The sequence below is a fragment of the Arthrobacter sp. TMP15 genome (genome assembly GCF_039529835.1).
GTDB lineage: Bacteria > Actinomycetota > Actinomycetes > Actinomycetales > Micrococcaceae > Specibacter.
This window is the reverse complement of record NZ_CP154262.1, coordinates 2,220,948-2,234,908: the sequence shown is the minus strand read 5'-3', so window position 1 is coordinate 2,234,908 and position 13,961 is coordinate 2,220,948. Positions and strand designations below refer to the sequence as shown.

The 13,961-nt window shown below is 55.1% G+C and carries 12 protein-coding genes; 6 read left to right on the top strand and 6 right to left on the bottom strand.

From position 1 onward, the window contains the following. Nucleotides 1–16 precede the first annotated feature (16 nt). Both AAFM46_RS09895 and AAFM46_RS09890 read right to left on the bottom strand, forming a co-directional pair. Nucleotides 17–1,093, bottom strand: coding sequence for a phosphatase domain-containing protein (locus AAFM46_RS09895; protein ID WP_283527652.1), 1,077 nt, complete (start codon nucleotides 1,091–1,093; stop codon nucleotides 17–19). 70 nt (nucleotides 1,094–1,163) lie between these two features. Continuing rightward, complete coding sequence (locus AAFM46_RS09890) at nucleotides 1,164–1,697, bottom strand: DUF488 domain-containing protein (protein WP_283527650.1); 534 nt, start codon at nucleotides 1,695–1,697, stop codon at nucleotides 1,164–1,166. A 159-nt stretch (nucleotides 1,698–1,856) separates the two neighbouring features. Between AAFM46_RS09890 and AAFM46_RS09885 the strand changes: the two genes are divergently transcribed. Both AAFM46_RS09885 and AAFM46_RS09880 read left to right on the top strand, forming a co-directional pair. After that, on the top strand, nucleotides 1,857–2,114 hold the full coding sequence (locus AAFM46_RS09885; RefSeq protein ID WP_283527648.1) for a DUF6458 family protein: 258 nt from the start codon (nucleotides 1,857–1,859) through the stop codon (nucleotides 2,112–2,114). A gap of 58 nt (nucleotides 2,115–2,172) precedes the next feature. Beyond that, complete coding sequence (locus AAFM46_RS09880; RefSeq protein WP_283527646.1) at nucleotides 2,173–3,291, top strand: aromatic acid exporter family protein; 1,119 nt, start codon at nucleotides 2,173–2,175, stop codon at nucleotides 3,289–3,291. Between the two features lie 24 nt (nucleotides 3,292–3,315). Here the strand turns inward: AAFM46_RS09880 and treZ are convergent, their stop codons facing one another. The 4 genes from treZ to AAFM46_RS09860 all read right to left on the bottom strand — a co-directional run bounded on the left by treZ (nucleotide 3,316) and on the right by AAFM46_RS09860 (nucleotide 10,180). After that, nucleotides 3,316–5,103 carry a malto-oligosyltrehalose trehalohydrolase gene (treZ, locus tag AAFM46_RS09875; protein ID WP_343317586.1) on the bottom strand — a complete coding sequence of 596 codons (1,788 nt, stop codon included), beginning with the start codon at nucleotides 5,101–5,103 and terminating at the stop codon, nucleotides 3,316–3,318. Further along, complete coding sequence (gene treY / locus AAFM46_RS09870) at nucleotides 5,100–7,448, bottom strand: malto-oligosyltrehalose synthase (protein WP_343317585.1); 2,349 nt, start codon at nucleotides 7,446–7,448, stop codon at nucleotides 5,100–5,102. The genes treZ and treY overlap by 4 nt, the downstream gene beginning before the upstream one ends. Then, nucleotides 7,445–9,691, bottom strand: a complete 2,247-nt coding sequence (glgX, locus tag AAFM46_RS09865; protein ID WP_343317584.1) for a glycogen debranching protein GlgX — start codon at nucleotides 9,689–9,691, stop codon at nucleotides 7,445–7,447. Before glgX ends, treY begins: the two co-directional genes overlap by 4 nt. A 249-nt stretch (nucleotides 9,692–9,940) precedes the next feature. After that, a complete protein-coding gene (locus tag AAFM46_RS09860) occupies nucleotides 9,941–10,180 on the bottom strand; it encodes a hypothetical protein (RefSeq protein WP_343317583.1) in 240 nt (79 codons plus the stop codon). Between the two features lie 559 nt (nucleotides 10,181–10,739). Between AAFM46_RS09860 and AAFM46_RS09855 the strand changes: the two genes are divergently transcribed. The 4 genes from AAFM46_RS09855 (at nucleotide 10,740) to AAFM46_RS09840 (ending at nucleotide 13,619) form a co-directional block, all read left to right on the top strand. After that, nucleotides 10,740–11,312, top strand: a complete 573-nt coding sequence (locus AAFM46_RS09855; protein WP_283527635.1) for a DUF892 family protein — start codon at nucleotides 10,740–10,742, stop codon at nucleotides 11,310–11,312. A 103-nt stretch (nucleotides 11,313–11,415) separates the two neighbouring features. After that, nucleotides 11,416–11,889: a hypothetical protein gene (locus AAFM46_RS09850; protein ID WP_343317582.1), complete on the top strand. Its 474-nt coding sequence runs from the start codon at nucleotides 11,416–11,418 to the stop codon at nucleotides 11,887–11,889. Nucleotides 11,890–11,985: 96 nt separating this feature from the next. After that, nucleotides 11,986–12,216: a CsbD family protein gene (locus AAFM46_RS09845; protein ID WP_343317581.1), complete on the top strand. Its 231-nt coding sequence runs from the start codon at nucleotides 11,986–11,988 to the stop codon at nucleotides 12,214–12,216. A 413-nt stretch (nucleotides 12,217–12,629) separates the two neighbouring features. Next, nucleotides 12,630–13,619, top strand: a complete 990-nt coding sequence (locus AAFM46_RS09840) for a pyridoxal-phosphate dependent enzyme (protein ID WP_343317580.1) — start codon at nucleotides 12,630–12,632, stop codon at nucleotides 13,617–13,619. Nucleotides 13,620–13,961: the final 342 nt, after the last annotated feature.

Below are 13,961 nucleotides of genomic sequence, written 5' to 3'. Positions count from 1 at the left end.
CCTGCCAGCTGCCAACTTAGAGCAAACCGTGCTCCTTGAGTTTCTCCGCCAATCCTGCGCCGTCAGGAGCACTCACCCACGGTACGGCTCCATGCTCGGTGGCAAGAGCGTCCTCGTGTGAGCGGCCACCTGCCAACAGGGCTTCCCCGGCCGATAACTCGCGAATGGCGACCGCGGCTGTCTGCGTGGCATGAATCCTGGCAAATTCCGCGTATATCTGTGGATCGTGCTGCCCATCGTCACCTACCAAAAGCCATTTGATACTGGGAAATTCCTGCGCTAATCGCGCCAAATTTTTAAGTTTATGTTCGCGCCCGCTACGGAACCAGTGCTGCCTTGATGGGCCCCAGTCTGTCAAGAGCAGAACCCCTGCAGGATATAAATTTCGGCCAAGAAATCTTTCTAAAGCCGGTGCCACGTTCCATGCGCCGGTAGAGAGGTAAAGGACAGGGGCCTCAGGGTGCCGGGCAACAATTCGCTCGAGCAACACGGCCATACCCGGGGTAGGTGTCCGGGCCCTCTCGCTCAGGACCAGGGTGTTCCACAGGGCCAACAATGGTCGGGGCAAAGCAGTGACCATGACGGTGTCATCGATATCAGAGATGACCCCAAAGCTGACATCCGATGCGACGACGAGGATTCGGGCTTCCGTGGGAGCCGCAGTTTGGCTTCGCAGTAATACTGAATGCCAGCCCGGAGTTAAGGACGCTTCCAACACCACGTCGATGATTCCGCCGGAATCTGCTTGAACAGTATGGCTGACGCCATTGATCTCCACTTCAATTTCGCTGTAACGGATGGGCACGCTGGTGAAGGCCCGCCATCCGCGCACTTTACCGAGAGTCTTGGCAGGTTTGCCTATCAGCATGACCCTGCCCAGCACGCGCACCCATGAAGTGGAGCCGTAGCCTGGATAGGCCAGAATGGTGGGAGTGAAGCCTTTAACCTGGGCCAGACGCGAGCGCACACCATGGACCATGTCGACAACGTGCATGACAGGACCAAGCAAAGCACTGGCCGGGGGTTTTGCGGCAGGAAGGTGATGCATGCGATCCTCGCTGCTTAGCTGGTGCTGTGAAGGTCTGGGAGCCATGACACTACTGTTCCACACGAGTGGGCTTGCAACTGCCAGTACGCGGGCATATGAGCAAAAGCGTTGAGAATCAGCCGGCAGTCTCAGGTGGATACGTGATGCTGGTGCCATCAACGCGAGCGAAGGAATGGAGAACGTGCTCTGTGGCTTTCTTCTCAGTCATGATGTCAAGAACGGTGACACCGCGGACCACCAGCGCATCACCGATCATGGATCGGTGACACCGCCATGGCACTGCCTCAGCACACATGATAACCACATCACTGTGCTGCGAACGATCCAGTAAGTCCTCCAACGCTTCAGTGAAATCAGGAGTTTGCATGTAATCGGCGTAACCCTGAAATGATTTGTTACGCCACCCACTGTTGGGGCTGTCCTTGCGAACGTGACGTAAACCTCCGAGAGCTTTCGCTCTCCTGTAGGTAATGCCCTCAGCCCGCAGACTCGTGGCCAAAGCATCCGCCATGAACTGTGGATTGTGTCCAGATTTGGGAATTGTTCTGACATCCACCAACTTTTTGACGCCGTGAGCATGCAGCATGGCAATAAATTCATCGATGGGGTGGGTGGAATGCCCGATCGTGTATATTTTGATACTCTCCATAGCTTCACACTATCTAAAACACGCTGGAAGTACCCCAAGTCACACCAGATGCATTGAGCTGGTTGTAGCATTATTGGAGTACTGAAGCGCCGCGGTTGCGCATTTTTATGTCCCCGCACTGATCGTTGTGACAATCTACTGAAAGAAAAGGTAATTCTCATGAGTATTGGTTCTGGAATCTTCCTGTTCGTTGTTGGTGCTATTTTACGATTTGCCTTGAACATCGAGGTGGCTTGGATTGACCTGATGTTGGTTGGCAACATCATGATGATCGCCGGTGCGGTTGTTTTTGTGCTGGGCTTGGTCTTTATGTTCCGTCGGCGTCAGTCAACCTCAACCCGCCGCACAGTGGTGGGCCAACCCGACGGTCAAGCTCTCGTGGAACGCACAGAGAACACTCGCGACACCGATCTGTAGCTCTGACTGCACTAAAAAAGTGCGAGCAATACGTTATTAGCTTGCTCTGAACTACACCATGAGTGGAAAGATCTCATTGCAAACCCTGAAAGTATGGGCCGCAGCCACAGTGAGCGGTCGGCGCGTGTTGCTGGCCGCCAAAACCGCCCTTGCCGTTGGCATCGCCTGGTTCTTGGCGCCCCACATGCCCGGTGTCACGCAAGAGTTTCCTTACTACGCCCCTCTAGGAGCTTTGGTAAGCATGTACCCCACCTTCATGGGGTCAGTGCGCACTGGCTTTCAAACACTGACCGGTTTGGTGTTGGGGATCTCATTGGCGGCGATAGTGCTGCTGTTGGGCGATCCCAACATCATTACCATTTCTGTTGCCGTTGGGCTGGGGGTGTTACTGGCGGGCGTGCCACGTCTGGGTGCTGGGCGCGACTATGTTCCGGTGGCAACACTTCTTGTGTTGCTTATAGACGGGCCCAAGGGTGTTGATGCGTTCTCCATCGGGTACGCCGTCCAGATGGCGATGGGCGTAGCGGTCGGCTTGACTGTCAACGTGACACTTTTCCCGCCGTTGTCATTGGACGCCGCCCGGGCACGGATTTCCCGTGGACGCTTTGTACTTATCGAACAGCTTGAGGATGTGGCGAAAGCACTGGTGGAGGCCTGGCCGCCGGAACATGAGGCGTGGGCAGCCCGTCGCCACGTTTTAGACGACTCGGTTGCCCAGATCCGGGGAGCGGTTCATGAAGCCAAGGAGAGTCACCGGGCCAACCCCCGCGGCTTTCTGAAGTCTCGCCATCACATAGTCAGTGAAGGGTTCGAAGATCTGACCGTTCTAGAGGTCATCACTTTTCATATCCGGGATCTTTCCGAAGTCCTGGTGGCAGCCATTTGGGAGGGGTCATTGGACCTAGCCCTGAAGGATGAATTGCGCCAACCCTTAAGTGACTGTTTACAGTCCACAGCAGAGGTGCTCCGCGCATGGGATGAGGAAAGAGACTGCGCGCACGCTATAGAGAGTGCACGGCAAAGCGTGGCTGTCCTCACCGACGCCGTAAGTGCCGAAGAAAAGTACGATCAGCTTTCCATGTCTCCAGGAGTAGCGGTAGCACTTGATCTGCAACGCATACTTGCTGCCCTGAGTAGCCGACTTCTGCCTCCGGAGCGAAGTGAAAAAGGTGCGTGAGAGCTGTTGATTCGAGTCTAAGATTTACCGCTTCGCGATAATTGCGGCGCAGTGGCCCGGCATTTGAAGGAGTGTTGGGGATCCGTCAGGGATGAGATGCACACCGTCCTCGGTGGCCAGGAGCAGATGCGTTCCTTGGACAGGGACTTTTCGCCTGCGCGGAGAAAAATTAAGCGCCACCTCAATGCCGTCTCTGCGCAGCAGCAACCATTTGTCCGCTTCAGCGAATTCAACACTGATGTTGGCAAAGCCCGGCTGGCTAAGTTCAGCGGTAGTTCGGCGCAACGAGGTTAGATGTTTGTACAAATCCAGCAACCGTGCGTGATCGCCACTGGCGGCCTCGGACCAGTCAAGCACGGAGCGTCGGAACGTAGCCGGTTCCTGCGGGTCGGGCACCATTTTTGGGTCCCACCCCATGTGCTCAAATTCTTTAATTCGCCCGGCTGCGGTTGCTTGAGCCAGTTCCGGTTCAGGGTGGGATGTGAAAAACTGCCATGGGGTACTGGCACCGTATTCCTCGCCCATGAACAGCATGGGGGTGAACGGGGAAGTTAAGGTGGCAACTGCGGCTACGGCCAACTGTCCATAACTAAGATTCTTCGAGAGCCTGTCACCAGCGGCGCGGTTGCCGATCTGGTCATGGTTTTGGCTGCACACCACCAGAGCTGAGGGGTGGACAGCTGTACGATCGATTTGCCGGCCATGGTGGCGGCCGCGGAAACTGGAATAGCTGCCGTCGTGGAAAAATCCATACTCCAATACTTTCGCTAGCGCCCCAATACTGTCAAAATCAGCATAGTAGCCGTCAGCTTCTCCACTGAGATTGACATGTAAAGCGTGGTGAAAGTCATCACTCCATTGTGCTCGTAGTCCATCCCCGTTCCGGGTCCTGGAATAAAGTAACCGGGGATCGTTAAGATCGGACTCGGCGATCATCGTCACTGGCCGCCCTGACTCTACCGACACGCAGTCGGCTAGTTGGGCCAACTCTTCAAGCAGAGGTAGCGCCCTTTCATCCTTAAACGCGTGGACGGCGTCTAGCCTGAGACCATCAACATGGTAATCTCGCAGCCACATGGCTGCATTGTCCAAAATATAGCGGCGGACGGTATCTGAGCCGCCACCATCCAGATTCACGCTGTCACCCCACGTGTTCCCCGCATCCTCGTTGAGGTAGGGGCCAAAACGCGGCAGATAATTTCCGCTGGGTCCAAGATGGTTGTAAACCACGTCTTGGATAACACCAATTCCCGCCCTGTGGGCGGCGTCAACAAAGCACTGGTATTCCGCTGGACCGCCATAGCCCTCGTGCACGGCGTACCAAAGGACGCCGTCGTAACCCCAATTATGCGTGCCATTGAAATCATTGACAGGTAATAGCTCAATAAAATCGACACCCAGCTCCGCAAGATAATCCAGCTTCTGCGCTGCGCCGGCTAAGGTGCCAGCACTGGTGAACGTGCCCACATGCAACTCATAAATAACCGCCCCCGTCAGTTCACGCCCCTGCCATGCTCCATCCCTCCACTCGTGCGCGGATGGGTCAAAGGTGTGTGAGAGAGAGTGCACACCATGGGGCTGACGCCGGGACCTCGGATCTGGCAGAGCGTGTGTGTCCTGATCCAAGAGGTAGCCGTACTCAAACTCCCCGTGGGCGGGAGCGTTGGTGCACGTCCACCACCCCTCGCTGCCAGGGACTTCCTCGGTGCACCTGGTCATGGGAAACTTGTTCTCCCCAGCCAGCAGGGTGAGCGTAGTTGCTTTTGGTGCCCACACGTCAAAGCGTCGGCTGCCCGGTGTTGGTGAGGTCATGAGCGTTGTGCTGTTCTTGGAGTCAGGAGGGCAACAGGATAGTTGCGCAGAATGTCGGCGATGGCCACCTGTCCTTGACAGTAGTCACGTTCGGTGAGTGCGTCACGCATATCAACGTCGAGGTGAACTGACGTTTGATTCCAACCGCCTCTACGTTCCAGCCCACGTGGTAGCCGTGTGACGAGTGTCAAGGCCCCATCGGTAATGCCGTTGGTACCGCTGGCTCGACTGAAGGCAAGCAAATGATCGGCAGCGGGACCTGTGGCGATCACCGGGGTGTATCCGCTGAACAGCTGCGGCTGGTCCCGGCGCAGACGTAAGGCACGCGAAGTCACCAACAGTTTTGTTGTTTCCAAAAGGAACGACGGCGGGAGCTCACCACTATCCAGATCCTTTAGTGCGTGCCTGCGTGCGTTAAAATCGACGGGCCGCCGGTTATCTGGATCCGTCAGGGAACGGTCCCAGAATTCCGTGCCCTGATACACGTCGGGCACACCAGGGCAGGTCAGCTGCACAAGTTTGGCGCCGAGCGAATTAGAAGCACCATATGGTTCCATCATGGCTACTAGAGAATCCAGCAGGCCGCGCAGCTCAGAGTTGTCGAAGGCGGCATCGACTGTGGTGGCTAACTGCTGTTCAAAGTTCAGTTCAGGTGTGGCCCAGTTAGTTGAGTTACCTGCTTCCCTGGCAGCCTTCTGCGCATAACTGTGGAGTCTTTCTCGCCCTGCAGGCCAGACACCGGCAATGGATTGCCAGAGCAGGTTAGCCAGTGGCCCATCCGGGAGTGGAGCTAGTTGCTGCGCGCGGAGGAGGAACTTCTCCCATTCGCCGGTGACCTCGGCGAGAGTTGAAATACGTGCCCGCGTGTCCTCGCTGCGTTTGGTGTCATGAGTGCTCAAAGTGGTCATGGACAGGGGCAGATGTTGGCGCCGATGTTGCATGCGCTGGTGAAATTCGTCCGGAGCAATAGCGAACTCCGTTGGGTCGCCACCCACTTCAGTGAGCGTGCCCAGACGCGTGTGGCGGAAGAAGGCGCAGTCTTCGACCCCCTTGGCCATCACCATGCCGGAAGTTTGCTGGAAACGCCGGCCAAGCTCAGCGCCGTCCTCCGGGCCCGCTTCGAGCAAGAGGGGCAAGAGTAGACCCACTGCGCCTTGCAGGTCTGGACGTCTCTGGGTGGCAAGAAAGCACGCCGAGCGCAGGGTAGTTTCCCCTTCGGGAAGGTAAGTGCGGTAGATAGGGAACGCCGCAATGATTTCTGAGATTGCATCGGCGACCAGCTCAACGCTGAGCGCGGCATTGGCGGGCACCAAGCGAGCCAAACGCAGCATCTCCGAATGCAGAATCCCGTCCGTGACGCCGCGTTTTGTCCTGTAAATAATTTGTTCATAGTCGGGTGCGTGCCCGCCTCGGATACTGGCGTCCAGGGCATCGAGCCCGGGCTGGCCAGCTGCATCAATGAATACTCGGTCTATGTCAGCAAGAGCGTCATAACCTGTAGTTCCAGCGCACGTGAAATCGGTAGGCAACGACTCGCCTGGTTCAAGAATTTTTTCCACAAGCACATATTTTCCATTGATGAGGGCACCCAGCTGTTGCAAGTACCCTGACGGATCGGCCAGGCCGTCAGGGTGGTCGATCCGCAGGCCATCAACCAGATCCTGAAGAAACCAGCGCTGAATCTCCGTATGTGTTTCAGTGAAAACCTCAGCGTCTTCCACCCGCACACCGGCAAGAGAATTTACCGCAAAAAACCGGCGATAGTTCAGGTCATAATTTGCCCTGCGCCAATCAATTAACTCATAGTGTTGCCTAGCATGGACTTCTTCTGGATCGTCCCCGGGAGAGTAAGTACCTGGTGCCAGCGGAAAACGGTGTTCGTAATAGCAGAGTTCGCCATCCTCGATGGCCAGCGCTTGGCGGTCTTGATCATTGGATAGGACGGGGATTCTGATGCGGCCCGCCCCAGCTGCCCAATCGACGTCGAACGCCTTGGCCCACGGCGAATCCGCCCCATCGCGCAAAAGTGAGAACCACCAAGCGTTTTGTTTCGGGGTAGCCACGCCCATATGGTTGGGCACAATGTCCACCAGCACGCCAAGACCTGCTTTCCGGGCCGCGGTGGAGAACGCAAGAAAACCTTCGGGGCCTCCACGTTCGGCATCCACACTGCCAGGATCGGTGACATCGTAACCGTGGGTTGAACCCTTCTCAGCTGTTAGAACCGGGGAAAGGTACACCCAATCCACTCCCAGCAACTTCAAATATTCAACGGTTTGGGCCGCGTCGTAGAGAGTGAAATCCGCATTGAGTTGCAGCCTGTAAGTGGACACCGGTGTTCTCATGGTGAGGTTTCCTCCGGCTCGGTCTCCACCACTTCCCCTGACTCCGTGCCCGGTGCGGGTTCCTCAACCTCAGGCGGTGCGGGTTCCTCGGCCATGGCGGCCAACGATGCTGCGGCAGAGTAGTCCACAACCTCTTCGGGTCCAGAGTAGGCTCGCAGGATTACGGTGGATTTTGCTGCCAAATCAAGGGTGCTTCCAGCCGGAACCGGCTCGATTTTCCCACCGCTAGCTGTGTCAACCAAAATTTCCCAGAACGGGGAGTGCTCCTTTGAGGGGAGCTGAAAGCTCACGGCCTCATTGGCTGCATTGAAAAGCAGCAGAAAGCTCTTGTCAGTAATACGCCGACCACGTCTGTCTTTTTCGCGGATGCCGTCCCCGTTATAAAAGACACCTACGCAGCGGCCGAATCCACTATCCCAGTCCTGCGGCAACATGTCTGCTCCGTCAGGTCTGAGCCAGACGATGTCAGGAAGCGCCTCACCCTCACCACGCAGGACTGGTCTGCCGTCGAAGAACCGGCTCCGGCGAAAAATGGGATGGTCGCGACGAATCTTATTCACCATCGCCGTAAACTCCACTAGCGGTTGATCCACTGAATCCCAGTGCACCCAACTGAGCTCGGAGTCTTGGCAATAGGTGTTGTTGTTTCCTTGCTGGGTACGGCCAAGCTCATCTCCATGCAGGATCATCGGTACGCCTTGGGAAAGCAGGAGCGTGACGATCATGTTGCGTTGCTGCCGTGCCCGCAAAGTCAACACATCGTCGTTATCCGTGGGACCCTCCGCTCCACAGTTCCAAGAGCGGTTGTGCGCCTCACCGTCGTTGTTGTCTTCACCATTGGCTTCGTTTCGTTTCTCGTTATATGAGACCAGATCCCGCAGTGTAAAACCGTCATGGGCGGTGACAAAGTTAATAGAGGCGACTGGACGGCGTCCTGAACTTTCGTACAGATCCGCCGATCCTGTGAGCCGAGAAGCGAACTCGCCAAGAGTTGCCGGTTCACCACGCCAGAAATCGCGAACGGTGTCCCTGTACTTACCGTTCCATTCAGTCCACTGTGGCGGGAAGTTGCCCACCTGATAGCCGCCCGGACCAACATCCCAGGGCTCGGCAATGAGCTTGACCTGGGAGATGATTGGGTCCTGTTGGATGAGTTCGAAGAACGTGGAGAGTTTGTCAACGGCATAAAATTCCCGCGCCAAAGTGGAGGCCAGATCGAAGCGAAAACCATCAACATGCATCTCCGTCACCCAGTAGCGCAACGAGTCCATGAGCAGTTGGAGGGAGTGTGGGTGGCGAACATTCAATGAGTTGCCGGTACCCGTGTAGTCCATGTAGTACTGCGGATCATCGTCCACCAAGCGGTAATAGGCAGCGTTGTCGATCCCTTTAAAGGAGAGCGTGGGGCCAAGGTGGTTGCCTTCAGCCGTGTGGTTGTACACCACATCAAGGATGACTTCGATATCTGCCCTATGCAGGTCACGAACCATGGCCTTGAACTCTTGAACCTGGTTTCCCTGCTCACCTGTGGAACTGTAGGTATTCTGCGGGGCAAAAAAACCAATGCTGTTATAACCCCAATAGTTACTCAGACCCTTCTCCACCAACGTGCCGTCATTGACGAACTGATGAACGGGCATTAGTTCGACGGCGGTGACGCCGAGTTTGTGAAAATGTTCAATCATCACCGGGTGCGACACGCCGGAATACGTACCGCGTTGATCTTCCGGAATATCTTGGTGAAGTTCCGTCAGGCCTTTGACATGGGCTTCGTAAATAACTGACTCGTGGTACGGGATGCGTAGCTGGCGATCGCCGTTCCATTCGAAGAACGGATTGATTACCACGCTGTACATTGCATGTGCTGCTGAGTCGTCCTCATTCCGGGCGTCCTGATCCTGAAATTGGTAGGAAAACAGAGCTGGATCCCAGTCGATTTGGCCTTGAATGGACTTCGCATATGGATCCAACAGCAGCTTGTTGGCGTCGAACCGCAGCCCGTTCTTGGGCTCATAGGGTCCGTGCACACGGTACCCGTATTGTTGGCCGGGCTGGACCTCTGGGACATAGCAATGCCATACATGCCCGTCCACTTCCTCCAGCTCAATCCGCGTCTCACTGCGATCCTCTGCCAACAGACAAAGCACCACCTTGTCTGCGTGCTCACTAAATAAGGAGAAATTGGTGCCGGTTCCATCAAAGGTGGCGCCCAAGGGGTATGCGGTTCCGGGCCAGACTTCCAAGGGTCCTCCTATGGAGAGTTCATCGATAAGATATGCGATTCACCATTTCTGGTTATGCACGACACAGTACCTGATTCAACGCGCGCCGGACTGATGCCCCCGTGTGCCCAAGACAATGTGCGTAATAATCAGTTTTGCTCCCAGGATGCTTCGCGGGCCCTTCGCAGCCGTGGGGCACGTGTTGTTGCCACTCTCAACTGACCTATTTTGCCTTTAGTCGGGACGCCTTGGTTTGGGCCAGATCCGCGTTTACTGACCGGAGGCTTCGCCATCAGGTTCGGAGGAGAATGACTCGCGGTTGGCACTGGTTGGCCCAGCGTTACCCTCATCCAAGGGGGCCTCCGTTGATGGAAGGTCCACAGCAGATTCGTTGTCCTGTTGAGTTTTGTTCCCCGGCATCTCATCCTCCGGGGTTGGTGATCCGTATCCGCCTTCGGCAGGCTCCTTGTTACTGGCGTTGCTGGTGTTTTCGGATTTGGTATTGCTCATTGTGGTCTCCTTCGTCGTGATGCTGTCCTGAGGTGTTGATGCCGTGCCTGATGATCTGGAAAAATTAAATTACTGGAGGGACTGGAGGGAGGAATGGATCTGGGTGCGTTGGGGAGTTGGGATCGGAAACAGGAGGGACAGGTTGGCTGGGATCAACTGGTGCGGCCGGATTCGGATTGCTAGGAAACGGATCCGGTACCAGAGGTTCGGGCTCAATGGGCTGGCGATCATTCATCTGCGTTTGCCTTTCGTGGGTGGGCTTTGTGCGATTGATGCTTATGCTAGCCAGTCACCGCCACCGCGTCTACAGCTCTACCTAGCGGGGACTGGCTCAGAACCACCCCTGACATCGCTGGCTGTCTCGTTTGTAAGCCGTTTGGATCATGGATATTTTCTTCGGTCATGGCTAAAGTAAAAATTGGTCACTGTTTTAAGCACGACAAGAGCAAATCTTCGATCGTTGTGGAGTTGCCATGGCCTCGTTGTCGGTGTTTTTTCATGACAGCGCCTGCGCAGAATTTTCATGTCATGGACCTACGTAAATGCGGAAGGACTAGCTATGTTCGAACATTTCACCACTGTCGAAGAGATCTTCAATTACAAGCTCGGTTCAGCCTTGACCATGGAATACGATTCCTTGGAGATGCTGGGTGAGCTAGAAAAAACCGTCATGCGCAGCGATCTCAAGGGCCTCTTCCATGAGCATGCCCATGAAACACGCCAGCAGATTGAAAACCTACTGCGCTGCTTCGCCCTTTTGGGCGTGGAGGCCAAACAGTCGCCTTCGCCAACCACCAAAGGTCTGGCCAAGGAGACAAAGTTGTTCACTGCCAAAACGGATAATTCATTGGTGGACGCCGTTGCACTTGCAGGGGCATTGGAGAGCGAACATTACGAGACCGCGGTCTATGAAACGCTCATCACTCATGCCAAGGCCAGTGGCGTATCCGAAATTGTGCATCTATTGAGCTCAAATTTGGCCCAAGAAGAATCTGCCATCATGAGAATCAGAGCCGCCGCGGATGCTGTTGTGAGAGCTGATGCCACGAATGCTGCGGATCAGGGTGATGCCGGTGCTGTGCAGGATGCGAGCGTTCAAGTACCGCCGTTTCTGCCGCCATCCAGCATCTAACACCAGTAAGCTTTCTAGACAGGACGGTTCCAACAATCAGCGGCATTCCAGCCCAGGTCTGTCTGGAGCAGCAAGCATCTAGTAAGAAAAAATGGAGAATGAGATGAACGAAAGCACTAACGAACCAGTGGAAATTTCGACCAGGATGCAGGAGGGCGAATGGACTGAGGAATCGTTAAGTCAGTTAGTTGGCGCCTATGAGGAAAAGCTGATCGAAATGGGTGCGCCGCGCAATGAGATCGAGACATCAGTGCAGCAGCTTGACAACGGGGCAGTTGATGTTCATGTTGGTTGGCTTCGAAATGGTGTTCAGACGTTTTCCGATACGGGGCGAACAGAAACTCAGGAGGCGCAGAATGCCCGTGGTGATGGAGAGCACATTCCTGCTGGTGAGGTAACCCAAGACTCTAAAGGTTTGGGTGCCGTGCTCGGCGACGCTGAACGGTCCGCAATTGACGAACCTGCCACACCGCGGTCGGAACAAGCTAAAAAGGACCAGCCGCCCGCTGACTTCGTAGTCTTTACCACTGAAGAGGGTAAGAGCTATGTTGAAGATGCAGGGGATGCGAAGGCGTAATTCAGCAGTCAGTGAAGTTTCTAAAGTTGTTTCTAAAGTGGTTCTGATAGCTCCCGTGAGGGTCAAATAATCGGTAGCGACAGCAGGAGGAATTCAATGGGAATCGGTGAAAAATTTGATGCGGCCAAAGATAAAATTGGTGGCAAAATCAAAGAGACTGTGGGTAGAGCTACGGATGATCATTCCCAGATCATGGACGGCAAACTCGATCAGGCAAGAGGTGTTGCCAAGGATAAGCTGGCAGATGCCAAGGCGCACCTTGAACAAGACGTTGCTGATCTGAACACGGATGACACTGAAGGCGGAGCAGCCGCACACGGAGTCTAAGAAGCTAGCCGTAGTTCAGCTGAAAAGGCTTGGGATACAAGGATTCCTTGTATCCCAAGCCTTTTTCAAGAAGCCTCCATAGTGGGAACCGGAGGCGTCCCTGTAGCTACTAAGAGATTTAGTCCTAGATCGCTGAAACGATCCAGATGACCAACGCAATGGCCACCAAAACTCCGACGATTGTCCAAATAAGGCTATTTCCGCGCATGTGAGTTAATCCCGTCCTCTTGATTGTCACTTCTCATTATGGATATAAGAGAAGATGACAACTATAACCGAAGCGGGAACTATTCCGGAATCGGTGGCATCGGTTGTATCGTCTATTGCGGTCAGACTTTGCTTCACCAGCGTTGGTCTATGATTGTTTTTCACAGGACCTGATCGTGAGCCATAGTGAAATGTGAGGAATGTTTTTGAACAATTCGGGAACGCTAAAACCATTCGCAACTCCGACGGTGAATCTGCGGCGCCTCTTTGAGTCCTCCGGGGTGGAGGTTTACGCCAAACTTGATCTGCTCCAACTGGCTGGCAGTACTAAGGAGCGGACGGCTCACGGGTTGATCGAAGAGCTCCTGCGCACGGGGGCGCTGCAGGTAGGCGGCATGATCATAGAGTCTACGTCTGGAAATTTAGGTATAGCGTTGGCACGCCAGTGCGTGGTGCGTGGCATCACGTTCGTTGCAGTTGTCGATGAGAACGCCAATCCTCTTGCCCTGCAACTGATGGAAGTGTATGGGGCAACTGTGGATCGTGTTCTAAAACCAGCAGACGGGAACAAGCTCGCCGCCCGCCGTCGTCGGGTTGAGGACCTCTTAGCAAAGCACGCGGGTTCCGTCACCACAAACCAGTATGGTTCTCTAGCCAATCCACAGGCCCATTTCGAGTCCACAATGCCTGAGATTATGGCCGCCTGTGAAGGCAAACTGGATTATCTTTTTGTTGCCACGAGTACTACCGGGACCCTTCTTGGCTGCCAGCAATACATTCGCGCGCATGGTCTGGACACCAAAGTTGTGGCTGTTGATTCGGTTGGCTCAGTGCTCTTTGGCGGGCAAGCCGGTACGCGCAGACTCCCGGGGCTTGGCGCCGGGGTGCTGCCAGAATTATCTGCATCGGCTAAACCGGATATTGTCTGCCAGATCGAAGAAATTGCAATGGTGCGCGGCTGTAGGTTTCTGGCACGCCGTGAAGGCATCCTGGCCGGAGCTTCCACGGGTGCCATCGTGGCCGCTATGAGAAGCTTGATACCCAGCCTCGAGACCGGTACTCGTGTCGCATTCATTGTTCACGACACAGGGGTACCCTATCTGCAGACTGTGTACAACGATGAATGGGTGCGCAGAACATTCCAAGCAGAACCAACTACAGATGAAGCTTACTTTGACGATTTTTCAGAGAATTGATACGCCTAGCCGTCATAGGGGGCGGACCTAAAAGTCTTTTTGCTCTGCTTGCGCTCCACGATGCACTGCCAGCCACCGCTGCCAGAGAACTCGCGGTAGATGTTTATGATCCCCTGCCTCCCGGCTCTGGAAGTGTATGGCGGGAGAACCAGCCTGAAGTCTTGCGACTGAACGTAAGTGCGCACATCGTGGATGCCTCGTCTACGCTGAGTGCCGAGAGCTTCGACCTGTGGGTGAACAGAGTGTCACCTCATCTGTCCGGAGAAAAATATCCGCCTCGTGCGCTTGTGGGTCGTTACTTGCAAGAACAATTCCAGCTTATGTGTCAGTTCGGGAACATGT

Bases quoted from the DNA above. Each gene is read 5' to 3' on its own strand.
- AAFM46_RS09895 (WP_283527652.1), bottom strand. From the start codon at position 1,093: ATGGCTCCCAGACCTTCACAGCACCAGCTAAGCAGCGAGGATCGCATG.
- AAFM46_RS09890 (WP_283527650.1), bottom strand. From the start codon at position 1,697: ATGGAGAGTATCAAAATATACACGATCGGGCATTCCACCCACCCCATC.
- AAFM46_RS09885 (WP_283527648.1), top strand. From the start codon at position 1,857: ATGAGTATTGGTTCTGGAATCTTCCTGTTCGTTGTTGGTGCTATTTTA.
- AAFM46_RS09880 (WP_283527646.1), top strand. From the start codon at position 2,173: ATGAGTGGAAAGATCTCATTGCAAACCCTGAAAGTATGGGCCGCAGCC.
- treZ (WP_343317586.1), bottom strand. From the start codon at position 5,103: ATGACCTCACCAACACCGGGCAGCCGACGCTTTGACGTGTGGGCACCA.
- treY (WP_343317585.1), bottom strand. From the start codon at position 7,448: ATGAGAACACCGGTGTCCACTTACAGGCTGCAACTCAATGCGGATTTC.
- AAFM46_RS09860 (WP_343317583.1), bottom strand. From the start codon at position 10,180: ATGAGCAATACCAAATCCGAAAACACCAGCAACGCCAGTAACAAGGAG.
- AAFM46_RS09855 (WP_283527635.1), top strand. From the start codon at position 10,740: ATGTTCGAACATTTCACCACTGTCGAAGAGATCTTCAATTACAAGCTC.
- AAFM46_RS09850 (WP_343317582.1), top strand. From the start codon at position 11,416: ATGAACGAAAGCACTAACGAACCAGTGGAAATTTCGACCAGGATGCAG.
- AAFM46_RS09845 (WP_343317581.1), top strand. From the start codon at position 11,986: ATGGGAATCGGTGAAAAATTTGATGCGGCCAAAGATAAAATTGGTGGC.